This window comes from Gemmiger sp. (assembly GCF_057431175.1).
Genome location: NZ_DBMDDV010000027.1, coordinates 14,043 through 38,859, shown reverse-complemented (window position 1 = coordinate 38,859; position 24,817 = coordinate 14,043). Strand labels below are relative to the sequence as shown.

The 24,817-nt window shown below is 58.6% G+C and carries 21 protein-coding genes and 6 tRNA genes; 7 read left to right on the top strand and 20 right to left on the bottom strand.

Annotation, left to right across the window (positions count from 1 at the left end; translation table 11 throughout):
- The 7 genes from ftsH to ACZO0A_RS09965 form a co-directional block, all read right to left on the bottom strand.
- On the bottom strand, positions 1-1,900 hold a 1,900-nt coding region (gene ftsH, locus ACZO0A_RS09995; RefSeq protein WP_486846282.1), incomplete at its 3' end, for an ATP-dependent zinc metalloprotease FtsH.
- Between the two features lie 101 nt (positions 1,901-2,001).
- Positions 2,002-2,544 (bottom strand): hypoxanthine phosphoribosyltransferase, encoded by a 543-nt coding sequence (gene hpt, locus ACZO0A_RS09990; RefSeq protein WP_215692152.1) that lies wholly within the window; start codon positions 2,542-2,544, stop codon positions 2,002-2,004.
- 14 nt (positions 2,545-2,558) lie between these two features.
- Positions 2,559-3,950 (bottom strand): tRNA lysidine(34) synthetase TilS, encoded by a 1,392-nt coding sequence (gene tilS, locus ACZO0A_RS09985; protein ID WP_291231460.1) that lies wholly within the window; start codon positions 3,948-3,950, stop codon positions 2,559-2,561.
- The gene (gene dnaB / locus ACZO0A_RS09980) at positions 3,940-5,289 is read right to left on the bottom strand and encodes a replicative DNA helicase (protein WP_215692153.1); all 1,350 of its coding nucleotides are present in this window, start codon (positions 5,287-5,289) and stop codon (positions 3,940-3,942) included. The genes tilS and dnaB overlap by 11 nt, the downstream gene beginning before the upstream one ends.
- Positions 5,290-5,367: 78 nt before the next feature.
- Positions 5,368-5,814 carry a 50S ribosomal protein L9 gene (rplI, locus tag ACZO0A_RS09975; RefSeq protein WP_215692126.1) on the bottom strand — a complete coding sequence of 149 codons (447 nt, stop codon included), beginning with the start codon at positions 5,812-5,814 and terminating at the stop codon, positions 5,368-5,370.
- Positions 5,815-5,844: 30 nt separating this feature from the next.
- The gene (locus ACZO0A_RS09970) at positions 5,845-7,812 is read right to left on the bottom strand and encodes a DHH family phosphoesterase (RefSeq protein WP_337757543.1); all 1,968 of its coding nucleotides are present in this window, start codon (positions 7,810-7,812) and stop codon (positions 5,845-5,847) included.
- Positions 7,813-7,837: 25 nt separating this feature from the next.
- Positions 7,838-9,826 (bottom strand): ribonuclease J, encoded by a 1,989-nt coding sequence (locus tag ACZO0A_RS09965; protein WP_302377009.1) that lies wholly within the window; start codon positions 9,824-9,826, stop codon positions 7,838-7,840.
- Between the two features lie 289 nt (positions 9,827-10,115).
- Between ACZO0A_RS09965 and rnhA the strand changes: the two genes are divergently transcribed.
- Both rnhA and ACZO0A_RS09955 read left to right on the top strand, forming a co-directional pair.
- The gene (rnhA, locus tag ACZO0A_RS09960; protein WP_291231457.1) at positions 10,116-10,577 is read left to right on the top strand and encodes a ribonuclease HI; all 462 of its coding nucleotides are present in this window, start codon (positions 10,116-10,118) and stop codon (positions 10,575-10,577) included.
- 31 nt (positions 10,578-10,608) lie between these two features.
- Complete coding sequence (locus ACZO0A_RS09955; RefSeq protein ID WP_294720295.1) at positions 10,609-11,004, top strand: hypothetical protein; 396 nt, start codon at positions 10,609-10,611, stop codon at positions 11,002-11,004.
- 127 nt (positions 11,005-11,131) lie between these two features.
- Here ACZO0A_RS09955 and ACZO0A_RS09950 read toward each other — a convergent pair whose 3' ends face one another.
- From ACZO0A_RS09950 to ACZO0A_RS09930, 5 genes are all read right to left on the bottom strand, one after another.
- Positions 11,132-11,464 (bottom strand): hypothetical protein, encoded by a 333-nt coding sequence (locus ACZO0A_RS09950; protein ID WP_215692131.1) that lies wholly within the window; start codon positions 11,462-11,464, stop codon positions 11,132-11,134.
- Positions 11,465-11,482: 18 nt separating this feature from the next.
- Entirely contained in the window at positions 11,483-12,745 is a 1,263-nt protein-coding gene (locus ACZO0A_RS09945; RefSeq protein ID WP_294720297.1) for a diaminopimelate decarboxylase, read from the bottom strand.
- A gap of 124 nt (positions 12,746-12,869) precedes the next feature.
- The gene (locus tag ACZO0A_RS09940) at positions 12,870-14,255 is read right to left on the bottom strand and encodes an MATE family efflux transporter (RefSeq protein ID WP_294720299.1); all 1,386 of its coding nucleotides are present in this window, start codon (positions 14,253-14,255) and stop codon (positions 12,870-12,872) included.
- Positions 14,256-14,412: 157 nt separating this feature from the next.
- Positions 14,413-16,797 (bottom strand): ATP-dependent DNA helicase, encoded by a 2,385-nt coding sequence (locus ACZO0A_RS09935; protein WP_302377007.1) that lies wholly within the window; start codon positions 16,795-16,797, stop codon positions 14,413-14,415.
- Between the two features lie 36 nt (positions 16,798-16,833).
- A complete protein-coding gene (locus ACZO0A_RS09930; protein WP_215692135.1) occupies positions 16,834-17,400 on the bottom strand; it encodes a uracil-DNA glycosylase in 567 nt (188 codons plus the stop codon).
- A gap of 70 nt (positions 17,401-17,470) precedes the next feature.
- Between ACZO0A_RS09930 and ACZO0A_RS09925 the strand changes: the two genes are divergently transcribed.
- From ACZO0A_RS09925 to ACZO0A_RS09905, 5 genes are all read left to right on the top strand, one after another.
- Positions 17,471-18,091: a glycerol-3-phosphate acyltransferase gene (locus tag ACZO0A_RS09925; protein ID WP_294779100.1), complete on the top strand. Its 621-nt coding sequence runs from the start codon at positions 17,471-17,473 to the stop codon at positions 18,089-18,091.
- Positions 18,092-18,269: 178 nt separating this feature from the next.
- Positions 18,270-18,346, top strand: a tRNA-Asp gene (locus ACZO0A_RS09920).
- A gap of 3 nt (positions 18,347-18,349) precedes the next feature.
- Positions 18,350-18,425 (top strand) — tRNA-Thr (locus tag ACZO0A_RS09915).
- Positions 18,426-18,472: 47 nt separating this feature from the next.
- Positions 18,473-18,548, top strand: a tRNA-Trp gene (locus ACZO0A_RS09910).
- A gap of 98 nt (positions 18,549-18,646) precedes the next feature.
- A complete protein-coding gene (locus tag ACZO0A_RS09905; RefSeq protein WP_486846280.1) occupies positions 18,647-18,937 on the top strand; it encodes a group II intron maturase-specific domain-containing protein in 291 nt (96 codons plus the stop codon).
- A 314-nt stretch (positions 18,938-19,251) separates the two neighbouring features.
- Here ACZO0A_RS09905 and ACZO0A_RS09900 read toward each other — a convergent pair.
- From ACZO0A_RS09900 to thyX, 8 genes are all read right to left on the bottom strand, one after another.
- A tRNA-Trp gene (locus tag ACZO0A_RS09900) sits at positions 19,252-19,327 on the bottom strand.
- Positions 19,328-19,374: 47 nt separating this feature from the next.
- Positions 19,375-19,450, bottom strand: a tRNA-Thr gene (locus tag ACZO0A_RS09895).
- A gap of 3 nt (positions 19,451-19,453) precedes the next feature.
- Positions 19,454-19,530, bottom strand: a tRNA-Asp gene (locus tag ACZO0A_RS09890).
- A gap of 136 nt (positions 19,531-19,666) precedes the next feature.
- Positions 19,667-20,893, bottom strand: a complete 1,227-nt coding sequence (locus tag ACZO0A_RS09885) for a peptidase U32 family protein (RefSeq protein ID WP_302376828.1) — start codon at positions 20,891-20,893, stop codon at positions 19,667-19,669.
- Between the two features lie 139 nt (positions 20,894-21,032).
- Entirely contained in the window at positions 21,033-22,364 is a 1,332-nt protein-coding gene (gene mltG, locus ACZO0A_RS09880) for an endolytic transglycosylase MltG (RefSeq protein ID WP_486846277.1), read from the bottom strand.
- Between the two features lie 130 nt (positions 22,365-22,494).
- Positions 22,495-23,316, bottom strand: a complete 822-nt coding sequence (locus tag ACZO0A_RS09875; RefSeq protein ID WP_486846276.1) for a hypothetical protein — start codon at positions 23,314-23,316, stop codon at positions 22,495-22,497.
- Positions 23,317-23,368: 52 nt separating this feature from the next.
- Complete coding sequence (locus ACZO0A_RS09870) at positions 23,369-24,043, bottom strand: dTMP kinase (protein ID WP_215694453.1); 675 nt, start codon at positions 24,041-24,043, stop codon at positions 23,369-23,371.
- On the bottom strand, positions 24,044-24,817 hold the full coding sequence (gene thyX, locus ACZO0A_RS09865; protein WP_215694450.1) for an FAD-dependent thymidylate synthase: 774 nt from the start codon (positions 24,815-24,817) through the stop codon (positions 24,044-24,046). It abuts the gene before it with no gap.

Below are 24,817 nucleotides of genomic sequence, written 5' to 3'. Positions count from 1 at the left end.
AGGGCGGCAGGGTTCCACCCTCCATCAGGGTCTTGAATTCCTCGCCGCTGATCTTCTCGCGCTCCATCAGGACGCCTGCGACCTTGTGCAGCTCGTCCATGTGCTCGGTCAGGGTGCGGCGGGCGGTCTCGTAGGCTTCGTCCACAATGTCACGGATCTCGTTGTCGATCTCGGAGGCAATCGTCTCGGAGTAGCCCTTGCCCTGGCCGAAGTCACGGCCCAGGAAGGTTTCGCCGGGGTCGCTGCCGTAGACGACAGGACCCATCCGCTCCGAGAAGCCGTACCGCGTGACCATGGCGCGGGCCGTATCGGTGGCGCGCTGCAGGTCGTTGGATGCGCCGGTGGAGATATCATCCAGCACAAGCTGCTCGGCCACACGGCCGCCCAGCAGCGAGACGATGTTCTCGAACATTGCAGTCTTGGTGACGTAGCTGGGGTCTTTCTCGGGCAGGTACATCGTGTAGCCGCCTGCACCGCCGCGGGAGATAATGCTGATCTGGTGCACCGGGTCATGGTGCTTGCAGAAGTAGCCGGTGATGGCGTGGCCTGTCTCGTGGTAAGCGGTCAAGCGGCGCTCCTCGTCGGTGACAACGTGGCTCTTCTTCTCGGGGCCCATCATGACCTTGACGGAGGCTTCCTCGATCTCCTTCTCGGTGATGGCCTTCTTGCCCTGGCGGGCAGCCAGCAGGGCCGCCTCGTTGACGAGGTTTTCCAAATCCGCGCCGGAGAAACCGGCGGTGGAGCGGGCGATCGTTTTCAGGCTCACATCGGGGCCGAGGGGCTTATTCTTCGTGTGGACCCGGAGGATCTCCTCGCGGCCCTTGACGTCGGGCAGGCCTACATAGACCTGGCGGTCAAAACGGCCCGGACGCAGCAACGCCTTATCCAGGATATCCGCACGGTTCGTGGCGGCCATAACGATAACGCCGTCGTTGGCGTCAAAACCGTCCATCTCGACCAGCAGCTGGTTCAGGGTCTGCTCACGCTCATCGTGGCCGCCGCCAAGACCTGCGCCGCGCTGACGGCCTACAGCATCGATCTCATCGATAAAAATGATGGAGGGCATTGTCTTTTTGGCTTTTTCAAACAGGTCACGCACGCGGGAGGCACCAACACCGACGTACATCTCGACGAAGTCAGAGCCGGAGATCGCGTAGAACGGCACGCCAGCCTCACCGGCGCAGGCACGAGCCAGCAAGGTCTTACCGGTACCCGGAGGGCCGACGAGCAACACACCGTGCGGGATGCGCGCACCCAGAGAGTTGAATTTGTTGGGCGCTTTCAGGAACTCAACGACTTCCTGCAGCTCGGCCTTTTCCTCATCGGCACCGGCCACATCGGCAAAGGTTGCCTTGCGCTGGTTCTCCTGCTGATCCTTGACCTTGGCGCGGCCCACATTCATGATGCCGCCGCCTGCGCCGCCGCGGTACATCGACATGAACAGCATGCCGATGCTGGCAATCATAGCGACATAGAAGATAATTTCCAGCCAGGGAATGCTTGTCTTGGCGGCGACATAGTCGAACACCATCGGGGCGTCGGGGTTGGCCTCGTTGTATTCATCGACAAAATCGGAGATTTTTCCGGTGTTGAAGTCACCACCGTAGGGCAGCTTGTAGGTCATATAGACCGTGCCGCCGTTGGCGGGCAGATCCTCGTCCTCCGAATTGCCGAGGCTCAGCAGGCCGCCGCTGGGCAGGCTGGCTGCGGCGTTGGACTCCGGCAGGGCGGCTTTGCCTTCCTTGAGCCAAAGTTCCAGGCTGCCGGTGCCCAGATCCAAGCGGAAAGAGGTCACCTGTTGGTTTTCAAAGTAGTAATAAATTTCGGAGTAGGTTGTGTCTTTGGTGCCGGTGGCCGCCAGCAGCGGCGAAAGGCTGACAAAGAACAGAACCAACACCATCAGGACGGCCACCACAAGGATGCCGCTGAATTTCGGTTGTTTGTGCTGCAAGAAATCAACTCCTATCCGGTGTATTCACCGGGCATTTTGGATCCTTTGGTTCAGTCGGAATACACTTCCGGCTTGAGTACGCCCACGTAGGGCAGGTTGCGGTACTTTTCGTCGTAGTCCAGGCCGTAGCCGACCACGAACTCGTCGGGCACCTCAAAGCCGCAGTAGTCCGGCTCAATGTCGGCCTTGCGGCGGCTGGGCTTGCTGAGGATGGTGCAGATCTTTACGCTTTCGGGGTTGCGCATTTTGAGCACCGGAACCAGCTTGGACAGCGTGATGCCGGTGTCGAGGATATCCTCGACAATCAGAACATCCCTGCCGGTCAGGTCAGCGTCCAGATCCTTGATGATCTTGACAAGGCCGGTGGACGATGTGTTGGCACCGCCGTAGCTGGAGACGACCATAAAGTCGATGGCGCAGGGAATTTTGACCTCGCGCATCAGGTCTGCCATAAAAACGACCGCACCTTTTAAAATGGAAACCAGCAGCAGGTCTTTGCCTGCGTAATCGCGGCTGATCTGTGCGCCCAGCTCGGCGACTTTGGCCTTCATCTGCTCTTCGGTCACAAGAACATGGTCGATATCTTTGTCCATGCTGTTCATTAGAGTTATGCCTCCCCTGTTTTTTCTGTCCGCACCGTCAGTACCTCGTGGGTGTACTCATCGGGGGCACATCCCTCGGCAAAGCCGCAGCCCCACAGCCACAGTACCTCGCTGCCATCGGCAAGCAGAGGCAACAGCGGGCGTTCGGCGGGCGGTATGCCAAGCTCGTTATAATATTTTTTGAGTGTTTTCCGCAGGTGGCGGCCAGCCGGGCGGTAGAAATCCCCCGGCTGCCTTGTGCGCAGAATAACATTCCCTTGTATTTTAGCACAATCTGCACAACAGTTTAAGTCTTTTTTGAAAATTGGTTGATTTTTTAGAAATTTTTCATACTTTACGACCTGAAATTTCACAAAATAACCACCCGGAAGGCAAAATTCACCGGGTTCAAAGGGCTGTGGCGGTGCCGGGGCAATCTGTGCGCCCTCTTTTGTCAGACAGACGAGCAGTCCATTCCGAATTTTGAAGGTCACTTCCGGGGTCAACTGGACGGCCCCTTCCCCTTTCAAAATCAGGAAACGCAGCAGGCTGATATACTTTTCCTCAGCGTCGCGCACTGGGCTGACAAGGGCGTGCAGTGCGGCATCCAGTACCGGGCCTGCGGCGCTGCGCAGGGCAGCGGCGTCATACCCGCCCGGCACACTGGCTGCCTGCAGCAGGGCGGCAGCTTCGGCGGTGAGCCATTCATCTAGTTCACGCATCTGGCGGCAGAGTCTGGCAATGCTGCGCTCGGCGGCAGAGTTCGCATATTGCAGCGCCGGGATGGCGTCATGCCGGATGCGGTTGCGGGCGTAGGTATCCTTGGCATTCGTCTCGTCCTGGATATAGTGTTGCCCCAGGGCGGCACAGTATGCCTCGGTGTCGGCGCGGGTCAGGCAGAGGCAGGGCCGCACATAAAAGCCCCTGCGAGGCGGGATGCCCGCCAGTCCATGCAGCCCGGTTCCCCGCGCCATGCGGAAAAGCACGGTCTCGGCCTGGTCGGACATCGTGTGCGCCGTGGCAATAACAGCTTCCTCCCGCGCGGCCAGCTCGTCGAACCAGCCGTACCGCAGGCCGCGCGCCCAATCCTCGCTGGGATGGGGCGGTATCTCGATTCCCTCCTGCACGGCGTCATACAGAAAGAGCTCCACACCGTTCAGGCGGCAGAAATCCGCCACAAAGTCGGCATCACGTTTGGCGGTCTCGCCCCGGATACCGTGGTTGACGTGGGTCGCCAGCACCTCAATTTCCAGCGTGCGACGGTGGTGCAGCAAAAAAAGCAACAGCGCCATCGAGTCTGCCCCACCGGAGCAGGCCGCAATGACTCTGTCGCCAGACTTGAACAGACCCTGCCGGCGGCAGCCGTCCAACAGAGCCTCTTCAATACGCTGTACAGTTTTTTCCGCGTCAGAACTCATGGGCTACATCCAGATTGCTGAAGCGCGTGTGGGCACCGTCCCAGCCCAGGCGGACAACGCTCGTCTCACCGTGGCGGTTTTTGGCCACAATGCACTCGGCCTCATTCTCGTTGGCCTGGCTGTCCTCCCCATTCTGGGAGTTATAGTAGGCTGCACGGTAGAGGAACAGCACGATATCGGCATCCTGCTCGATCGAGCCGGAGTCACGCAGGTCAGACAGCTGGGGGCGGTGGTCAGACCGGCCCGCCGTCTTTTCTGCCGCACGTGACAGCTGGGACAGCGCGATAACAGGGACGTTGAGTTCCTTTGCCATGATTTTTAAGTTTCGGGTGATATCACTGATTTCCTGCACGCGGGACTCGGTGCGCTTGGCACTCTGCATCAGCTGCAGGTAGTCGATGATGACAAGCCCGATCTTTTCTTTCTTGGGATCCTGGTTGATGGTGCGGATCTTTGCTTTGATCTCCGGCACCGAGATACCCGAGGAATCATCCATGTAAATGGGGGCATTGTAGAGCATCGAGGTCGCCTGGGCAAAGTCGTTCCAGTCGGAGTTGTTCAGACGGCCGGTGCGGAACGCCTGGCTGTCGATGTTCGCCGTGCTGGAAAGGATGCGGTCGGTCAGCTGTTCGCAGGTCATTTCCAGGCTGAAAATGATGGTGGGCACCTTCTGCTGGCGGGCAACGTTCGTGGCGATATTCAGCGCAAAGGACGTTTTGCCCATACCGGGGCGGGCGGCCAGAATGATAAGATCCGAGCGGCCCAGGCCGGTGAGCACTGTGTCCAGGTAGTTGAAGCCCGTGGGAATGCCGGCAAACTTGTCGCGGTCAGCACCACTTAACTTCTGCATCGTGTCAATGACCTCAAGGATGGACTCCTTGATGGTCTTGACGCCAGTCTTATCACGGCCCGAGCGGATATCGTAGATTTTCTGCTCAGCGCTTTCCAACAGCAGGTCGGCGTCCTCGCCGGAGGCCGTCTCGCTCAAAATGCCGCGGGCGGCATCGATGAGGCGGCGGGCCTGGTACTTCTCCTTGACGATCTTAAAATAAGAATCGACATTGGAGATGGCCGGGACGGTCTCGGCAATGCGGGTAATGTACACTTTAGCGTCGTCAGCGCTGGCAAAGGTACCGCCGTTGGCAAGGGCATTCACCAGCGTGATGACATCAACGGCCTCGCTCTCGGTATAGAGCGAACGCATTGTCTCGTAGACAGCGCGGTTCTGGTCTGAGTAGAACATTTCGGGTTCCATGTCGGTGATGAGCCGGTTCAGCACCGTCTCATCCATCAGCGCGGCCCCCAGCACGCTCTGCTCTGCCTGCATATTGTAGGGCATCTGGATACCCAGGCTGGACAGGCTTACTTCTTCATTTTTTGGCACAGCGTGCGTCCTCCTCCCCTGTCAAATTTGTAGTTACAGTTCCTCGACCTTCAGCTTGAAGGGCGCAACGACACCGGCGTACAGGCGCACGGAGGCATCATAGCTGCCGAACTCCTTGATAGCGGAAGGAAGCTCGACCTTTTTCTTTTCGATTTCGGTGCCGGTCAGGGTGGTCAGCAGCTCGGCGACTTCCTTGCCGGTGACTTTGCCGTACAGCTTACCGGAGGCACCGCCCTTGACTTTAGCGGTGATGACCTGGCCCTTGATTTTGGCAGCCAAGGCTTCGGCGGCGGCACGGGCTTCGGCCTCGTGGTGGGCCTTGGCCTCGCTCTTGGTGCGGGCCTGGTTCAGGGCAGCGGCATCTGCCGGGGCTGCCAGGTTGCGCGGGAACAGGAAGTTGCGGGCGTAACCGTCCGAGACTTCATGGATCTCATCTTTCTTGCCGATGGTCTTGACGTCCTGTTTGAGAATGATCTTCATAAGGGTTTCCCTCCCAAAATTATATCCCGATTACTGTGCGGCGTTTTTGGCTTGCGCCGCGCGGTAAAGGTCGATTTGTTCACGGATGCGGTGTTCCGCATCCTGCAGGGTGCAGTTCTGCAGCTGTGCGCCGGCCATCATCAGATGGCCGCCACCGCCCAGCGGTTCCAGAATGACCTGTACGTTCAGTGCGCCCATGCTGCGGGCTGAGATATTGACACCGCCGTTCTTGGCGACGGCCACAAAGCTGGCGTCCACACCGTTGATGGTCAGCAGGTCGTTAGCCGCCATGGGCAGCACCACGTTCATACCGGCTTCCAGTTCGCCAGACAGGGCGATTGCACAGCCCTTATATATGTAGGCCGCCTCCACGATATGGGCGCGGGCCTCATACTCTTCCTTCGAGGTGTTAAAGAGCAACTTGGTGTCGGCAGTCTGGGCACCGCGGCTGCGCAGCCAGGCAGCAGCTTCAAAGGTACGCACGCCGACATGCAGTGCAAAGCTGCGGGTGTCCAGCATGATGCCGGCCAGCAGAGCCTGGGCTTCCAGCGGGGTGATGTTGTTTTCCTTCGGCATAAATTGCAGAAGTTCACAGACCAGCTCGCTGGCGCTGGACGCATAGGGTTCGTGGTAGAGCAACAGCGGATTGTCGATGTGCCCCACCGCCATGCGGTGATGGTCGATGACGACGACGCGCTTGCATCTTTCGTAGATTTGCTGGCTTTCCAGCAGTCGCTTCTGGTAGGTATCGACGATGATCAACAAGGTGTTCGGCGTGATGACGTCCAGCGTTTGGTCAGGGGCGATAAAGTTGTGTCCCTCACCTGCTTCGATAAACGTTTTCAGCAGCGGCCCTGCCAGCGTGGCCTCGCTGTTAACGGCAATGACGGCGGGCACACCGCACATCTTGCACATCCGCAGCACACCGACCGCCGAGCCGACGGCATCCAGGTCGCTCATACGGTGGCCCATAATGATGACGCTGTCGCTGCGCTTGATAAGGTCGCACAGCGCGTTGGAGATAATGCGGCTGCGGACGTGGCTGCGCTTCTCCACGCCGTGGGAAATGCCGCCGTAGAACTCAAAGCCGTCCACGGTTTTTACGGCGGTCTGGTCTCCGCCGCGGCCAAGGGCAATGTCAATGCTCTCACGGGCCATCTGATGGCATTCCTGTAAGTTCTTGCCGCCGCGGCCTACGCCGATGGACAGTGTGGTCAAACCGCCCGGGTGCAGGGCACGGACTTTATCGAGGATATCGAACCGCTCTTCCAGCATCCAGCGCACGTCGCGCTCCTCCACCACCGCAATATAGCGGCTGTTGGAGATTTTGCGCAGGAAGCCCGAGCTGCGGCCAATGTACTCTTCCAGCAGGCTGTTGATAGCTTCCAGCTCCTTGGCCTGCTCACTGTCCTTCATATCATCGAACAGCTCATCATAGCTGTCGATAACGATGATAAGACACGCCGGGCGGCTGGCGTTGTACTCATCGAGTGTTTCCTTATAGAAGGTATCGTCGATAAGGTACACAAGGCTGGCTCCACGGCTGCCCTTGGCGGTGGCAGAGTAGGCGGTGAAGCGCCGTTCCCCCACGGTCAGATCCTGCCCATGGGGGCGGGAGCAGACAGCCAAGTCAAACTCTGGCAGAACGCGCGCTACCGGGCGGGTCACGGCGTCATAATCGCCGAGAACCTGCTCTTTGAAATGCTGGTTGTACCACAGGATGCGGCCATCGTTGATAAGAACGGTCGCAATAGGCAGGTTGGCAAGGCTGTACTGGATACGGCTGTTTTCAAACTCGGTGCTGCACAGCTGTTTAGCCAGAAAGGTGCGCAGACGGCGGCGCTGGTAGAGCACCACGCAAAGTGCAATGAGCACCAGCATCGCAGGCACAGCGAGCAGCTGCGGCATGACGAGGGCCACCGGCACGACCATAACGGCGACGGCGGCCAGCAACAGCAGCAGTACGGCGGCTATATCCAGACCATCCTTGTGTTTCATTGTACATTCCTCAGCTCAAAGGCTTTTACACTTCCAGCAGGATCGGCAGAATCATCGGGCTGCGCTTGGTGCGGCGGTAGATATAGCTGGACAGCGCCTCCCGCACGCGTGCCTTGACGCTGGCCCAGTCGTGCATATTGTCGGCCAGGCTGCGGTCCAGTGCCATTTCTACCTGGGTGCGGGCGCCTTCCATCAGTTCCTCGCTCTCACGCACATAGACAAAGCCGCGGCTGACGAGGTCGGGGCCGGAGAGCACCTGACCGTTGCTGCCATCGATGGCTGCGGTCACGATGATGATGCCGTCCTCCGACAGATGATGGCGGTCACGCAGGACCACGTTGCCGACATCGCCGACACCGTAGCCGTCCACCATCACAGCGCCCGCCGCGACGGTGTTCTCAATAGCCATGCCGTCCGCAGAAAGGCGGATGTTCTGGCCGTTCTCAGCAATATAGATGTTCTGCCTGGGGATGTAGCCCAGGTGCTCGGCCGTCTCGGCGTGGCGCTTGAGCTGCTTGAACTCACCGTGTACCGGCAGGAAATACTGCGGGTGGGCCAGCGTCAGCATGAGCTTCTGCTCTTCCTGGCAGGCATGGCCGGACACGTGGGTGTCGTACATATTCTCGTAGATGACCTCGGCCCCCAGGGACAGCAGGCCGTTGACGACCTTCGTCACGGTCTTTTCGTTGCCGGGGATGGGGCGGGCCGAAATAATGATGAAATCGTTAGGGCCGACGCGCACCTGGCGGTGGCTGGCCTGCGCCATGCGGGACAGCGCACTCAGCGGCTCGCCCTGGCTGCCGGTGGTGATAAGCACGACCTTCTCCGGGGGGTACTTGTTGATCTCATCAATGGTAATGAGGACATTATCCGGCGCGTGCAGGTAGCCCAGCTCACGGGCCATCTCGGTGTTAGAGACCATGCTGCGGCCGCTGACGGCCACCTTGCGGCCCGACTCGATCGCCAGGTCGATGATTTGCTGCACGCGGTAGATGTTGGACGCGAAGGTCGCCACGATGATGCGGCGCTTGCCTGCCTTGGCAAACAGGCTGCGCACGCCCTCGGCGACGGTCTGCTCGGTGGCGGTAAAGCCCGGGCGTTCAGCGTTCGTGGAGTCGGCCAACAGAGCCAGAACGCCCCTGCGGCCATATTCGGCAATCGTGGGCAGGTCGGTCACAGCGTCGCCGGACAGCGGCGTGTAATCGACCTTGAAGTCGCCGGTATGGATGACGACACCGGCCGGGCAATCGATGGCGAAAGCCAGCGAATCCGGAATCGAGTGGTTGACATGGATAGGTTCGACCGTGAAGCAGCCGAGCGTGACCTTCTGGCGCGGGCGGATCTCGTGGAAGATGGCGCTGGACGCCAGGCCATGCTCTTCGAGTTTATTCTTGATAAGGCCGATCGTGAGCCGTGCGGCGTAAATCGGCACATTGAATTTTTTCAGCAGATACGGCAGGCTGCCGATGTGATCCTCGTGTCCGTGGGTGATGAACAGACCCTTGATACGGTCTTTGTTCTCAAGCACATAGGTGAAGTCCGGGATGACAAGATCGATACCGAACATATCATTTTCCGGAAAAATCGAACCGCAGTCCACGAGAATCATATCGCCCTGGCACTCATACAGGGTGATGTTTTTACCGACCTCGCCCAGACCGCCCAACGGGCAGATGTGCATGGGGATGGCCGGGGTCATCTCGTAATGTTCCTGCTTCTGGGGCTTGCGGCCGCGGCGCTGGCCCTGGGGGCGCGGCGCGGCTGCCTGGCCGTTTGCCGCATTCTGCACATTGCGCGGGCGGCGCGGACGCGGGGCCGGGATACTCTGTGCAGCGGCGGGGTTCTGCTCTGCGGCAGCAGCCGGGCGCGGCTTGCGGGTGCGGGGCTTATGCTGCGCGTTGGCAGCGTTTTCCCCCTGGGGCTTCGGCGCACGAGACTTGCGCGGCTGCGGTGCGCGGCCTGCGTTCTGGGTATTGGGTGCACTATTTTTACGTTTTTGCTTGAACTCTTCCATCGATAACCTCCGAATCAACGTATTTTCGGGCTGATACCTGCCAGCTGCGGGTACCGGATTCCCTGTAAACGGTTGCGATTTATGTATTTTTCAGAGCAGATACGCTCCTATGCCTTGGGTATGGGCGCGGAAAGCCCGCCTGAAAAGGCGCGGCCAGGCCCGGTAAAACACACACATTGCAATTACACTTTATTATAATCTGAAACGGCGTTCCTGTCAAATACCTTGCCATATGAATTGAAAGCAGGTATAATAGTTTTATTATAGGCAAGAATTTGGGGTGCAACGCATGAAGCATATTGAAATTTATACCGACGGCGCGTGCAGCGGCAACCCCGGCCCGGGCGGATGGGGCGCGATCCTGCGGTTCCGCACGGCGCAGAAGGTGTATGAGAAAGAGCTTTCCGGTGGGGAGGCGAACACGACCAACAACCGAATGGAAATGACTGCCCTACTGGAAGCCCTGCGCCAACTGAAAGAGCCCTGTGCCATCGACCTGTACAGCGACAGCAAGTATGTCATCGACAGCCTGCAAAAGGGCTGGGCACGCGGCTGGCGGGCACGCGGCTGGAAAAAAGCTGACAAGTCCCCCGCCCTGAACCCCGACCTGTGGGCCCCGCTGCTGGCCGAGAGCGAGAAGCACGAGATCACCTACCACTGGCTGAAAGGCCACGCAGGCCACCCCGAGAACGAGCGCTGCGACCGGATGGCCGTGGAGCAGAGCAAAAAGCACGGCGGGCGGCAAGCCTGACGCCGCCGTTTGCTATAAAAAGGAGAAAGTCATGGACGGATTCAATACGTTTGAAAAGCAGGACAAAATTCTGCTGGGTCTGAACAGCGGCAGCGACGCAGCCGCTGCACTGCGCATTTTGCAGCAGCAGGGCTTTGCGGTGCAGACATTTACCGTGGAGAATGCAGTTTCTGCCGCCGAGCTTTTGCAGCTGCTGACCGACAAGGCTGCTGAGCTGGACTGTGCGTTTATCGCCACCGGGCACTTTGCCCGCATCGAGGTAGACCGTGAAGGCATTTCCCGGGTGCTGCCCGCCGCCGATGCCGACGCTGACCAAAGCGCCGCACTGCGCGATTTACCGCAGGAGATTCTGGCAAAGCTCGTTCTGCCGCTGGGGGATTTTACGAAAGCGGATGTGGAAGAGATTTTGACGGAAAAGGCAGAGTAAATTTCTGATCTAAAGCAAAACGCCTGTGCGGGTTAAACCTGCACAGGCGTTTTGCTTGCACTGTAGGTAATGGTAGACGGTCGTTCCCGGGAGGGTTGCAGGCCGGGCATACCCGGCCCCTACAAACTCATTTCTTCTTTTTATGTTTCGGCCAGGGCCACCATTTGCCCTCTTTCTCGTGCATCCAGTGGGCCAAGGGATAGAACAGCAACGCCAGACCGCCCAGCAAAATCAGGCAGTACAGCCAGCTGGCAAAGGTGAAGATAACATCCAGCGCCGCCAACGCGGCCAGAAAAAAGCCGGAGTACATCATGAACTGGCCGTTGTGGGCAACATAGCCATTCCAGTTTTCCGGGCGTATTTCGTCGCGGCCCTGGTCGCCCCAGACATGGGGATTTTTCATGACAGAGTAGCCGTAAAACGCCAGCACAATGCCGATGACAAACAGAAACTCAAACAAGAGTGGTTCCTCCCGCGCTTATTTCTTGAAGAAAGGGCTGAAATCAAAGGTGGCGAAGTAATCCGCAGGCGTCTCGGCACGGCGGATCATCTGATGGGAGCCGTTCTCTTTCAGCAGGACCTCGGCGCTGCGCAGCTTGCCGTTGTAGTTGTAGCCCATCGAGAAGCCATGCGCACCGGTGTCGTGGATGTAGACGATATCACCGATTTCGATTTCCGGCAGCATACGGTCGATAGCAAACTTGTCGTTGTTCTCGCACAGGCCGCCGGTGACGTCGTACTTGTGGTCACAGGGGGCATCCTCCTTGCCAAGCACTGTAATGTGATGGTAGGAGCCGTACATGGCCGGGCGCATTAAGTTAGCCGCACAGGCGTCAACGCCGATGTACTCTTTATAAATGTGCTTCTGGTGCAGCACGGTCGTGACCAGTGCGCCGTAGGGGGCCAGCATAAAGCGGCCCATCTCGGTAAAGATGGCGACATCACCCATGCCTGCGGGCACAAGGATTTCCTCAAACTTTTTGCGCACGCCCTCGCCAATGGCAGCGATATCGTTGCTGCGCTGGTCAGGGCGGTAGGCAATGCCCACGCCGCCGGACAGGTTGATAAACTTGATTTTTGCGCCGGTGCGCTTGTGCAGACGGACGGCCAGTTCAAACAGGATGCCCGCCAGTTTCGGGTAGTAGTCGTCGGTGACGGTGTTGCTGGCAAGGAAGGAATGGATGCCGAATTCTTCGGCACCGGCAGCCATCAGCTTGGTGTAAGCCTCGGCCATCTGATCCTCGCTCATGCCGTACTTGGCGTCGCCGGGGTTATCCATGATGCCGTTGCCCAGCTCAAACACACCGCCCGGGTTGAAGCGGCAGCAGATGGTCTTGGGCACGCCTGCGACCTTTTCCAGGAACTCCACATGGGTCAGATCGTCGAGGTTGATGTAAGCGCCCAGGTCGTAGGCTTTCTTCATGTCCTGGGCCGGGGTGTCGTTGGAGGAAAACATGATATCGCTGCCCTTGAAGCCGCAGGCCTCGCTCATCAGCAACTCGGTATAGCTGGAGCAGTCGACACCACAGCCTTCCTCCTGCAGGATTTTCAGCAGGTAGGGGTTGGGGGTCGCCTTGACGGCAAAGTATTCCTTGAAGCCTTTGTTCCAGCTGAACGCGGCGTTGACCTTGCGGGCGTTCTCGCGGATGCCTTTTTCGTCATAGAGGTGGAAGGGCGTGGGAATATCGGCGGCAATCTCTTTCGCCTGGGCAAGAGTGATAAACGGCTTTTTCTGCGTCATGATAGTCTTTCCTTTCCCTGTATATACTTTCAAATTATGCTTATTATATACGTTTTAGGGCAGAACGACAAGGGGTACACAGAAAAAGACCGCTCTGATTCGGAACGGTCTTGTAATTTTTGATTTACAGCACTGTCTCCGCGTGGTTGCCCTGGATGTGCAGCTTGGCAGCCAACAGGCGGTTGTCGAGCTGGCGGCAGGTCCAGCGGTAGGCCGGGTACAGGAACAGGCAGGCCGCCACCCACGCAGCGGGGTTGGCCAGCTCGGCACCGAAGTACCCGAGGATGGGCACCAGGATAATGGCAACCGCCGTGCGGGCAATCATTTCCGCCACACCTGCCAGCATTGCCAGCGAGGAGAAGCCCAACCCCTGAATCGTGTAGCGCCAGACGATCAGTGCTCCCAGCGGCACAAAGAACACACTGTTCCAGAAGAGGTACTGACGGCCCATAGCGACGATGTCCACTTCCTTGGCGGTATCCAGGAACAGGCCCATGATCTGCACATCGGTAAAGTGCAGGATAAACGCGGATGCCAAGCCATACACCAGAATGATCAGCATAGCGCTGTTGGTACCCTTGCGCACACGGTCCATGCGGGATGCGCCAAGGTTCTGCCCGGCGTAGGTCGCCATAGCCGTGCCGACGCTTTCCAGCGGGACGGTCAGCAGGTTCTGCGTTTTGCCGGCAGCGGTGACGGCGGCCACGGCGGTACTGCCCAGCATATTGACAGCCCACTGCATGATAACGCTGCCGATTGCCGTGATGCTGCACTGCAGACCCATGGGAACGCCAATGCCCATCAGCCGCACACAGGCTTTTTTGCTGAACACAAGGTCGTCCTTCTGCATCTTGAGGACATCAAACTTGCGGCAGAGGTAGATAAAGCTCAGCACGCCGGAAATGACCTGGGAAATGTCGGTCGCCAGCGCCGCGCCGAACACACCGAACTTGAACGGAATGACGAACAGCAAGTCCAGTCCGATGTTCAGCGCACTGGTCAAAATCAGGAAGTAAAGCGGCGTTTTGCTGTCGCCCAAGGCACGCATGATAGCCGCCACCATGTTGTACAGAAAGATGAATGGGATGCCCGCGAAAATCCAGCCAATATAGATGACGGCACCGTCGATAATATCGTCGGGGGTCTGCATCAGCTGCATCATGGGACGGGTCAGCGCCACCGTGGCAATGGTCAGCACCACGCTGGCCGCAATGCAGAGCCAGGCGGCGTTGGCCACATGGCGGCGCAGGTCTTTATAGTCCCGCGCACCGAACAGCTGCGCAATGGGGATGGCAAAGCCGTTGCATACGCCGATGACAAAGCCCAGAATCAGATAGTTGACCGAGCCGGTCGCACCGACCGATGCCAGCGCACTGACGCCGCAGAACCGACCGACGATGATGGTATCCGCCAGTGCGTAGAACTGCTGGAACAGGTTGCCCAGCACCAGCGGGAACGTGAACATAAGAATAACTTTGAGCGGACTGCCGCTCGTGAGGTCCTTGGTCATGGATTTTTCCTTACCCTTATATGCATACAAAATTTCGTGCGAATCGTATTATAGCACGTACATATATAAATGCAAGCGGATAATCCATGCAAATTTTGCGCACTTTTTCGCCATCCGCACAAAAAGGAAGAAACCGCCCGCTGACGGTTGTTTTCGCTTATGGTTCGTGCTTTTTCCAGAAGGCCGCTAGCTCGTCTTTCCACGCGTCGGCAGAATCTACCACCCGCAGATGCTCCCAGTGGGGCGGCATCAGGCGGCGGGTGTCAGGGGCCAGGAATCGGTCGTCAATGAGCAATACCACGCCCCTGTCCTGCGGCGTGCGGATGACCCGCCCCGCCGCCTGCAAGACCTTGTTCATGCCGGGGTAGCGGTAGGCATAGTCAAAACCCGCGCCGCGGGTCTCCTCAAAGTAATCTCGCAGTTGTTCCTGGCGGGGCCCGATCTGCGGCAGACCGGGGCTGACAACGGCTACACCGATCAAGCTCTCCCCTGTCAGGTCTACGCCCTCGCCAAAGACGCCACCAAGTACGGCAAATCCGAGCAAGGGCTTTCCGTCCCGCGCCAAGAACTGCGCCAGAAACTCCGTGCGCTGGCCCTCGTCCATGGCGGATTCCTGGCAGAGGGTGGGCTGGTCCGGGTAGCGGGCGGTGAAATCCTCCCACACCTGCTGCAAGTAGCTGTAACTGGGGAAGAAGGCCAGGTAGTGCCCAGGCTGTGCAGCGGCCATCACGGCCAGCAGATCCGACACTTTGGCAATGCTGTCTGCCCGGTCTTTGTAGCGGGTGCTGACCTGCCGGGCGCACCACAGCCCCATATTGGTCGGGTCAAAAGGGCTGCGCAATGCCACGGCGCGGGCGTCGGGCAGACCGCACAAATCCTTGTAGTAACCTGCCGGGGCCAGCGTGGCGCTAAACAGCACCGCCGCACGGCCCTTGGCAAAGTCTGCCGCCAGGAAGTCACTGGGGTCCAGGCAGAGCATAGCGGCGCGAACCTCGCTGCCGACGGCTGATATCTGCAAAACAAAGTGGTTGTCAAACGTGTCTGCCACCCGCAGCCAGGTGCGGATATCAAAGTACAGCTGCAACAGTGCGTCGTGGGTCTCGCCGGGGTCGCGGTGCTCGTCCAGCCAAATTTCCAGCGGCTCACAGAGTTTTGTCAGCGCACGGTCAAAGTCCTCAGCACGGGACTTTTCAAAGTAGGTGCGGCCAAAGCGGCTGTCGCCGAGGACTTCTTCGCAGCGGTGCCGCCATTCAATAAAAATATTGTTGACTTTTGTCAGCGCATTTTTCAGGCTGCTTTTGCCTTTTCCCAGCCGCTTCTTTGCGTCATAGAAGGCGCTTTTGCAAAGGCTGGCACTGTGCATATCCCGGGCGCGGCCGGGCAGGTTGTGGGCTTCATCGATAAGAAACAGGTAGTCCCCCGCCGTCTCAAAAAAACGCATCAGGTGTACGACCGGGTCAAAGAGGTAGTTGTAGTCCCCCACCACTACGTCACACCATAGGCTCAAATCAAGCCCCAGCTCAAAGGGGCAGACTTTATGCTTGCGGGCCAGCGCTTGCAGGGCGTCGGCGGTCAGGGCGTGGGTATCGAGGCCGTCCCACAGCGCCGCCTTGACGCGGTCATAGTAGCCGTTGGCGTAGGGGCAGGCCTCAGGTGTGCATTCACGGTGCTCCTGCAAGCAGATTTTGTCTTTGGCAGTCAAAGTCACGCTGCGCAGCTTCAAATCAGGCTCTGCTGCGCGCAGCAGAGTCAGTGCATTTTCTGCTGCCGCGCGGGTCGTGCCCCGGGCCGTCAGGTAAAAAATCGGCCCGCCTTCCCCCACGGCTTTCAGTGCCGGGAACAGCACACTCATCGTCTTGCCGATACCGGTGGGAGCCTGGCAGAGCAGCTGGCCGCCCTCGGTGCAGGTCTTGTACACGGCGTTCATCATAGCCCGCTGACCGGGGCGGTAGCTTGCAAACGGAAATGGCAGTGCCTGCCGCGATGCACGGCTCATCCGCTGCCACTCGGCCGAGCGCTTGGCCCAGGGCGCGTACTGCGTCAGCAGGTCGGTGACGATGGCGTCCAGCGCGTCGGCGGAGTAATCGTGATTGAAGGTAAATTCCAGATCCTCATCCACCTGATAGTAAACCAGCCGCACCCGCATGGCGGGCAACCCCTGCTGGCGAGCGTAGATGGCCGCGTAGATCTGCGCCTGCGCCCAGTGCTCGGGGCTTTGCTCGCCGGTGATGAATTCAGGCGGCAGCGTCGTGGTCTTGATCTCATCAATGGTCGGTGTGCCGTCCTTGTCGGTAAAGATGCCATCGGCGCGGCCTTCCAGCGTGTAGGCAATGCCGGCGCAGGTGTAGTCCTGCTTTAGGGCAGCTTCGGCCTGGTAGTCGGGGTATTCCTTCACGGCGGCGCGCTGCAATTTGCGGTGCAGGCGTGCGCCTTCCAGCGCACGGTCAAAGCCGGTAAAACGGCTGTCGATGCTGCCGGTGCGCAATAAAAATTCCACCAGACGCCGGATGGGCAGCGTCAGTGCCAAAATTTCAGGCTCCATGCCGCGTGCCTCCTTGCATCGGGTGGTATACTAAAGTTAATAGGTGTGGTCGCAGACCTGCGTGATTTTCTCCCGCAGGGCCACAAAGTCGCCGAACACGGCAGGCTTGTTTACGGGATAGCGCAGCAGCGCCGCAGGGTGGTAGGTTGCCATGAACAGTGTGCCCTGCTTCTCAAAGAATTTGCCGTGATCGCGGCTGACCGAGAAGGTCGGCCCCATCATCTGCTGTGCAGCGATGCGGCCCAGACAGACAACAATCTTGGGTCGAATCAGCTGGAACTGCTGGCGCAGCCACGGCATACAGGCGGTGGATTCCTCCGGCAGCGGGTCGCGGTTCTGGGGCGGGCGGCATTTGACGATGTTTGCTATGTAGACGTTGGTGTCACGGCTTAAATCGACCGCCTCCAGATAATGGTCCAGCAGCTGGCCGCTGCGCCCCACAAAGGGCAGGCCCTGCTCATCCTCGCTGGCACCGGGGCCCTCGCCCACAAACATAACCTCGGCGGTGGGCACGCCCTGCCCGAACACAACGTTCGTGCGGGTATCGCACAGGCTGCAGCGGCGGCAGTTCAGGCATTCCTGACGCAGATTTTCCAGTTCCATACAATGCACCTCTATGGTTAAACGGCGCAGCGTGCGCCTATACTGTTTTATAAAAGAAAGGGGTATCACGATGAGTTGGCAGCACGGTTTGTTTTTGCGGGTGCTCTGCCTGGGGGCCGGGTATCTGTTCGGGTGTTTCCTCACGGCGGAAATCGTGGCCCGCTGCACAGCCGGGTGCAGTGCGCGGGAGATAGGCACCGGCAACCCCGGCATGGCGAACATTCTGACCCATCTGGGCAAGCCTGCGGGCTTTCTGGTGCTGGCCGGGGATGTGCTGAAAACGGCGGCCGCCTGCTGGTTCTGCTGGCAGGCCGCGCCGGAGCTGGGCCACACAGCCCTTTTGTACGGCGGGCTGGGGGCTGTGCTGGGGCACAACTGGCCGTTCTGGAATAAATTCCGCGGCGGAAAAGGCGTGGCGGTAAACTGCACCTGGCTGATTTTGTATCTGCCTATCACCGGTGCGCTGTGCTGCCTGGCGGGCGGCGGTGCGGTGCTGCTGTCCGGCTATCTGCCGCTGGGGGCCGTGCTGATCGCAGCACTGGCCGTGCCGGTGGCCTGGCTGCAATACGGTGGAGAGAGCGCTTTTATCATGGCAGTAAGCGCCTCCATCATGCTGACGCGGCACTGGGCCGGTTTACAGCGGATGCGCCGGGGCGAGGAGCCGCAGTTTTTTCGCAAATGGCACTACTAGTATGATACCACGCCCGCCGCCCTATTGCAACGGCGAAAAAAATGTACGCTGTTTTGTTGGTTCTTCCCTTTCGACACGATTTTTGCAAAAAAAGTAAAAAAAGGTGTTGACATTTAGGGGTTCAGCCGTTATAATAATCAACGTTGCAGCTGCCACGGCAGCGCAGCAAGCTGGGTATGGCCCGGTAGTTCAGTTGGTTAGAACGCTAGCCTGTCACGCTAGAGGTCGTCAGTTCGAGCCTGATTCGGGTCGCCATATGCTGCTATAGCTCAGTTGGTAGAGCGCATCCTTGGTAAGGATGAGGTCAGCAGTTCAAATCTGCTTAGCAGCTCCAGCGCTGAAGCCCACAGTGCAAGATACGCATTGTGGGTTTCTTTATATAGGGGCATAGCTCAGTTGGTAGAGCAGCGGTCTCCAAAACCGCGTGCCGAGGGTTCGAATCCTTCTACCCCTGCCATCCATATCCGAAAAAAGATCATTGTGTTGCCTATCGGTCTGATAGTTGCAGACTTTATTTTTTCTCGGTAAAACAGAAAGCCCCCACCGGGCAAACCGGTGGGGTTTTTTCTGTTTTGCGCCCGGCAAGAGCAACAACCAGGTGGTGAACACCGAAAGTCTCTTGCCAAGGCAAAGAAAACGCTGAAACTTCTTACAAAGCGAAACCGCGGGCGCAATGTCCGCAGAGTGATGCAAGAAGTAAAAGTGTTCATCCGTGGTTGGATTGGTTACTTTCGAGTAGCCGATATGAAGCGGACGCTGATGTCTTGGGATGAATGGATGCGGCGCAGGTTTCGATGTACATCTGGAAGCAGTGGAAGAAGCCCAAAACGAAGGTTGCCAACTTGAGAAAGCTGGGCATCCCGGCCGACAGGGCTTACCAGTGGGGAAATTCCAGACTGGGCTATTGACGTATCGCCGGCAGTCCTGTATTAAAATGTTCCATTACAAACAAAAGACTCGTAGCAGCGGGATACTTTAGCATCCCTAACTACTACGAGTCCTTGCACTCATGCGGTTGAACCGCCATGTACCGGTCGGCACGCACGGTGATGTGAGAGGCCGGCTCTTTAAGGAGAACCTCCTACTCGTTTACCGAAAAAATGCAAAGTCTGCAACTATCAAGCCGATAGGCAACACAATGATTTTTTTCCGGATATGGATGGCAGGGGTAGAAGGATTCGAACCCTCGGCACGCGGTTTTGGAGACCGCTGCTCTACCAACTGAGCTATGCCCCTATATGAAGAAACCCACAATGCGTATCTTGCACTGTGGGCTTCAGCGCTGGAGCTGCTAAGCAGATTTGAACTGCTGACCTCATCCTTACCAAGGATGCGCTCTACCAACTGAGCTATAGCAGCATATGGCGACCCGAATCAGGCTCGAACTGACGACCTCTAGCGTGACAGGCTAGCGTTCTAACCAACTGAACTACCGGGCCATACCCAGCTTGCGCAGGGGTCAGAGCGTTGTGCCCTCACGACCGGCGCAAGAAATATTATAAGGGATATGCCATAAAAAGTCAAGGGATTTTTACGAGAATTTTAAAATATTTTTGTGATGTGTTCCACACAACATCACTGCTTCTGCATACGGATCAAGCTGTACGCCATCAGCGGAGTTTCGCAGGGGATGGTGTACTGCATCATCGGGTGCGGGGTGGCGTCCACATGATCACCGTCGGCGTTCTCAATCCAGGCGGGGGTCAGCTTGACGACACTGCCGTCGGGCTGCAAAATCTCGATGTTATCCCCCACGCTGAACTTGCCGCGCTGGGTACAGTGGGCAATGCCGTTCTCCCAGCTGTCCACTGTGCCGATAAAATCCCAATTGCGCACATAGGTGTGGCTGGGGGTCTGCTGGGCCTGCTCCTTACCGAAGTAGAACCCCGGCGAGTAGTGGCGGTGGCTCGTGCGGTTCAGTTCCTCAATAACATCATCGGGCAGCTCAAAATTATCGTTGTAGGGGTCAGCAAGGAAGGTATCCAGCGCACGGCGGTAGGCGCTGACTACCGACGCCACATAGTAGAACGTCTTGGCGCGGCCCTCGATCTTCAGCGAGTCCACGCCCGCCTTGCAAATCAAGTCGATAAACGGCGCTGTGCACAGGTCGTTGGCGTTCAAAATATAGCTGCCGTTGTCGGGCGTCTCCCCTATCTCCATGTACTGGCCGGGGCGGTGTTCCTCAACGAGGTTATACTTCCAGCGGCAGGGCTGGGCGCACTCGCCGCGATTGCCACTGCGGCCCGCCATGTAGCTGGACAGCAGGCAGCGGCCCGACACGCTCATGCACATAGCGCCATGGACAAAGGCTTCCAACTCCAAATCAGCTGGGCAGTTGTCGCGGATCTGGGCAATTTCGGTCAGGGGCAGCTCACGGGCCAGCACAACGCGCTTGGCCCCCAGCTCATAGCAGACCTTGGCGGCCTCGTAGTTTGTGATGCCCGCCTGGGTCGAGACATGGCGCTCGACCTGCGGGGCATACTTTTTAGCCAATGCCAGCACGCCCAGGTCAGCGATAATAAAGGCATCTACGCCTGCCTCGGCAGCATCCTGGATATACTGGGGCAGTTTGGACAGTTCCTCGTTAGTGGGCAGGGTATTCAAGGTCAGGTAGACCTTTTTGCCACGGGCGTGGGCAAAGATGCAGCCCTCGCGCAGTTCGCCCACCGTCAGGTTGACCGGGGCTGCGCGCATACCAAACTCCGGCAGGGCGCAGTAGACGGCATCCGCGCCGTACATGACGGCGTATTTCAGCGTTTCCAGGCTGCCCGCAGGGGCCAGCAGTTCCGGCTGTTGCAGCATTGATGATTCCTCCGTTTTCACATGATTCATCCCGCAGGGGCCGGGCGGGCATGCCCGGCCCTGTCGTGAAAGGCAGACAGGCGGTCAAAGCAAGGTTGAGGGCCGCATATGTGTGGCCTCTACAAGGCGGCTTCGTGCCTTACGACGCCCAGCCTGCTTTGACGCAGTTCCGGTAGTGCTCGTCTGCGGTCTTGGCGTAGAAATACTGGCCTGCGACGTCGGTGTCAGGGTGGCCTGTGACGAAGAAGAAGTAGCCCTCGTCCAGATACTCCTGGTCGGGGTTCAGCGCGGCCTCAATGGCGGCATACCCCGGGCAGGAGATGGGGCCCGCTGGCAGGCCGCCGATGGCGTAGGTGTCGTACAGAGCCAGCACATCGTCGGGAATTGCGCCATCCTCCGGCCAGCCGAAATACTCAGCCGTCGGGGAGTTCCAGAGATAGTTGTTCTCACTATCCTGCATGATATAGCTGCAGGCGTTGGATTCCAGCTTATGCTCCGCCCACTGCGGGTCGCTGGATTCCAAGCGGTTGTGGAAGCAGGCGCTGACCTTGGCATCCTCGCTCTCCAAACCAGCCTCCTCCTGGATGAAACTGGCCAGCTTGACCACATCGTCCAGGCTCGTACCCTTGGCGGCAATCGTGTCGGTCAAGTCAGCAGTCTTGTTGGCGAACTCCCCGTAAAGCTGGTCTACATAATAATAGACGTCCTCGTCGGCGTAGAGGTTGTAGGTGTCCGGGAAAAGGTAGCCCTCGCACTTCATGAGGCGGTCATTATCGGGGATGGCGTTCCAAAAATCGTACTTGCTCCAATCTGAGCCGTCGTTGCCATTGGCGCAGGACAGGAAAGTATCCACATCGTCCACCAGGCCTGCATCCACAAAAATCTGTGCCACACCGACGGCAGTCGTGCCCTCGGGAATCGTGACGTTGACGGTGGCACGGCGGGTCACGACGGACAACGCCTTGATGATATCATTGTAGGCCATACCGGACTGAACCTCGAAGTCGCCGTACTGAATCTCACCCGCCTTGCCGCTGTACTTGACATACTGCTTGAACAGCCAGTCATACTGGATAACACCTGCATCTTTCAGCTGGGTGGCAATGCTGGCGACGGAGGATCCCTCCGGCACGGTGATGGTCTGGGCCGCGCCCAGCGTGCCCTGGCCGTCCAGCTCCGCATAGAACTGGCTGACCTTGTAGCCGCCAAAGCCCACCAGCGCCAGAAGAATGAGCACAATCAGGCAGCCAAACGGGAAACGGCGCTTGCGCGGCTCTTCTTCGTCGTCCTCATACTCGTAATATTTTTCGTGCTTGAGTTTCTTTTTGGGCTTTTCCTTTTTCGGTTTGGGCGACTCCTGCTTGGGCGGCTCACGCTTGGGGGCCGGTTTGGGGGCCGCAGGCGCAGCCTGGGGCTGTGCCTGCGGCTGCTGCATCGCGGGCTGATCCGGGTTGGAACGATTAATCCTCATGGGATACTCCTAACTTTTTGATTCCTGGTTGATTTTTTAACGCCGGGTAGGGGCCGCATATGTGCGGCCTTCAACGAAACGAGAAACGTTCTTTATGGTTGAGCTGCGGGCCGGGCGTGCCCGGTCCCCTTTACAGCAGCATCCTAAAATACGCATCGGTGACCGGGAACGGCTTGCCCAAAAAGGCAAACATACCGTAACCGCAGCGGCGGCCTGCGCCGAGGTAAAGGGTCTGGCTTTCAGCTAGCAATATGCGCGCGTTGGCTGCGCCGGTCTTTTCCCGCGCGGCCTGCAAAAGGCGGTCGGCGCAGTGGTCGTTGTCGGCCTGCAATTCCAGAAATTGCAGCGTATCCCCGCTGGTATTGTATAACCCATATCCGCGCCGATTGGACACTACGGTCAGCCCGCGCCGGTACAGTTGGGTCATGATCTCATTCATGGCCGACTCCGGCAGGGTGATACAGCCGGGCTGGTAGATATGGCGCATTTCCAGCAATTTATGCACGGTCAAGCTGTCGAAGGATGCCTGGGCCAGCAGGTCGCGGCGGATGGGCGTTTGCAATACCCGCAGCGGCAGCTGGGCGGTGAATCCCAGCTGCTTCAGTGCGTCGGCGTGCTGCGCGCCCTCCGGCGTCATAACGGCAAAGTCAAAGCCGCTGGCCCCATAAGCCCGCAGGCAGCTTTCCAGCAGTTTGGGCAGCAGACGGTCGAGCGGGACGCCCTGCTCTCCTGCCAGGCCGCAGAGCCAGACGCCGTGATGCTGGCCGTATTCCACCGGCACAGCCGCCAGCATAGCCGCGGGCGGTGCGCCGGATTTTACCAGCAGCAGGATATTTTCCAGCCCGGCCACATTTTGCAGCCAGCCTGCGGCGTCGGTGCGGTTGGTCCTGGCAGCCTTGCAGCGCAGCGCCACCAGCGCAGGCAAATCATCTTGTGTCGCTTTGCGCAGCATGGGGTCACCTCTTTTTTTCGGTTCGTTTTGCAGGTGCAATATCTACACTATTTTACAGGATACTGTTCAATTTCGCAAGTATCTCGGCGTTGATATCCTCGACAGAGCGCATGGATTTTGCGCCGTTTGCCTCGACGGTGCATTCAATGCGGTGCCAGCCCAGCGTGCGGGCGCAGTACTCGGCGGCGGCGCGGCTGCGGGCCATGTACTCGGTGTCCTTCTCCTGGATATCTTTCTTCGTCTCGTCGCCGTGGTAGCGCTCGGTGATGAGCTTCTGGGAGACATCCGGGTCGACGGCAAGGTAAATCACAGCGTCGGGCGCGGGGATGCCGAACTTTTTATATTCAAAGTCGAACAGCCAGTTCAAGAATCCGTCCCAGTGCATCGGCGGCAGCTTGGAGCACTGATGCACGGCGTTGGAAGTCGTATACCGGTCGGACAGCACCAGGCCGCCCTCGCGGTAGAACTCGCCCCAATCGGTCTTGTAGCTGGCATAGCGGTCGACGGCGTAGAAGCTGGACGCCGCGTAGGCATTGACGTCGTCGGGCTTGTCGCCGAACGCGCCGGACAGGTACATCTTGACCAGTGCTGAGGAATCGCTCTCGTAGTTGGGGAAGGTGACCTGCCGCAGGTCTTTTCCCTGCTCCTGTAAGCGCTGGGCCGTCAGTTTTGTCTGGGTACCCTTGCCGGAGCCATCCAGCCCCTCAAAAATGATAAGCTGTCCCATTTACACTGCCTCCTCTTTGAGTTTGGCGTATTTGGCGCGCACCTCGGCCTGCTGGCCGCAGCACATACGGCCCTCCGGGCAGGGGCCGACCAGGCAGCGCGGGCCTGCACTTGCAAAAATGTGGGGCGCAATGGGCATGACCAGCCGCAGCATCTCATCGGCGACGGCGCGAATTTCCCACTGGGCGCGGTTGCAACAACGCAGGTTGAAGAAGTTCTGCAGACTGCGGCAGTTCATTGTCATGACCATTTTCGTCTCGCAGGCGTTGGGCAACACAAAGCGGGCGTCCTCGTTGGCCTGCTTGCTTGCCTTGGCACGGGCGGCTTTCTCGTTCAGACCCTCAGCCATCAGGCGGGCGGTATGGGCGTTTTCCAGCGTCTGGACCAGTTCCAGGTATTTTTTAGCGTCGTCGTTCATCGAGGCGATAAACTGTGCCCTTGCCTCGGGGATGGCCTCGATCTCCGGCGGGATGACGTAGCGAAAATCTTCCAGCCGCACATAGCGCTGGCTCTGCACGCTGAAACTGCCGATGCGGTGCCGCGTGACCTGCGCAAGAAACGTGCGGGAAACACCCTCAATACCGAAGGTGAAGCTGGCGTGTTCAATGGGGCTGGCGTGGCCTACATCGTTGAGACGCTGCAAAAATGCCTCGGTCTTTTCGGGCGTCAGACCGTCCAACAGCGTTTCAATGTGAGCGTCAGAGTAGCAGAGCTTCGCCGCCGCGGCGATGGTTTTTTCCGGGTCGTTCGTATGGGCAATGAGCTGGACTAACAT

Excerpts from the sequence above, each read along its gene's own strand:
- ACZO0A_RS09955 (WP_294720295.1), top strand. The coding sequence starts at position 10,609 with ATGGACGGATTCAATACGTTTGAAAAGCAGGACAAAATTCTGCTGGGT.
- ACZO0A_RS09930 (WP_215692135.1), bottom strand. The coding sequence starts at position 17,400 with ATGGAACTGGAAAATCTGCGTCAGGAATGCCTGAACTGCCGCCGCTGC.
- ACZO0A_RS09885 (WP_302376828.1), bottom strand. The coding sequence starts at position 20,893 with ATGCTGCAACAGCCGGAACTGCTGGCCCCTGCGGGCAGCCTGGAAACG.
- ACZO0A_RS09945 (WP_294720297.1), bottom strand. The coding sequence starts at position 12,745 with ATGACGCAGAAAAAGCCGTTTATCACTCTTGCCCAGGCGAAAGAGATT.
- ACZO0A_RS09935 (WP_302377007.1), bottom strand. The coding sequence starts at position 16,797 with ATGGAGCCTGAAATTTTGGCACTGACGCTGCCCATCCGGCGTCTGGTG.
- rplI (WP_215692126.1), bottom strand. The coding sequence starts at position 5,814 with ATGAAGATCATTCTCAAACAGGACGTCAAGACCATCGGCAAGAAAGAT.
- ACZO0A_RS09875 (WP_486846276.1), bottom strand. The coding sequence starts at position 23,316 with ATGCTGCGCAAAGCGACACAAGATGATTTGCCTGCGCTGGTGGCGCTG.
- ACZO0A_RS09925 (WP_294779100.1), top strand. The coding sequence starts at position 17,471 with ATGAGTTGGCAGCACGGTTTGTTTTTGCGGGTGCTCTGCCTGGGGGCC.
- rnhA (WP_291231457.1), top strand. The coding sequence starts at position 10,116 with ATGAAGCATATTGAAATTTATACCGACGGCGCGTGCAGCGGCAACCCC.
- thyX (WP_215694450.1), bottom strand. The coding sequence starts at position 24,817 with ATGTTAGTCCAGCTCATTGCCCATACGAACGACCCGGAAAAAACCATC.
- hpt (WP_215692152.1), bottom strand. The coding sequence starts at position 2,544 with ATGGACAAAGATATCGACCATGTTCTTGTGACCGAAGAGCAGATGAAG.
- tilS (WP_291231460.1), bottom strand. The coding sequence starts at position 3,950 with ATGAGTTCTGACGCGGAAAAAACTGTACAGCGTATTGAAGAGGCTCTG.
- mltG (WP_486846277.1), bottom strand. The coding sequence starts at position 22,364 with ATGAGGATTAATCGTTCCAACCCGGATCAGCCCGCGATGCAGCAGCCG.
- ACZO0A_RS09940 (WP_294720299.1), bottom strand. The coding sequence starts at position 14,255 with ATGACCAAGGACCTCACGAGCGGCAGTCCGCTCAAAGTTATTCTTATG.
- ACZO0A_RS09965 (WP_302377009.1), bottom strand. The coding sequence starts at position 9,826 with ATGGAAGAGTTCAAGCAAAAACGTAAAAATAGTGCACCCAATACCCAG.
- ACZO0A_RS09970 (WP_337757543.1), bottom strand. The coding sequence starts at position 7,812 with ATGAAACACAAGGATGGTCTGGATATAGCCGCCGTACTGCTGCTGTTG.
- ACZO0A_RS09870 (WP_215694453.1), bottom strand. The coding sequence starts at position 24,043 with ATGGGACAGCTTATCATTTTTGAGGGGCTGGATGGCTCCGGCAAGGGT.
- dnaB (WP_215692153.1), bottom strand. The coding sequence starts at position 5,289 with ATGCCCTACAATATGCAGGCAGAGCAGAGCGTGCTGGGGGCCGCGCTG.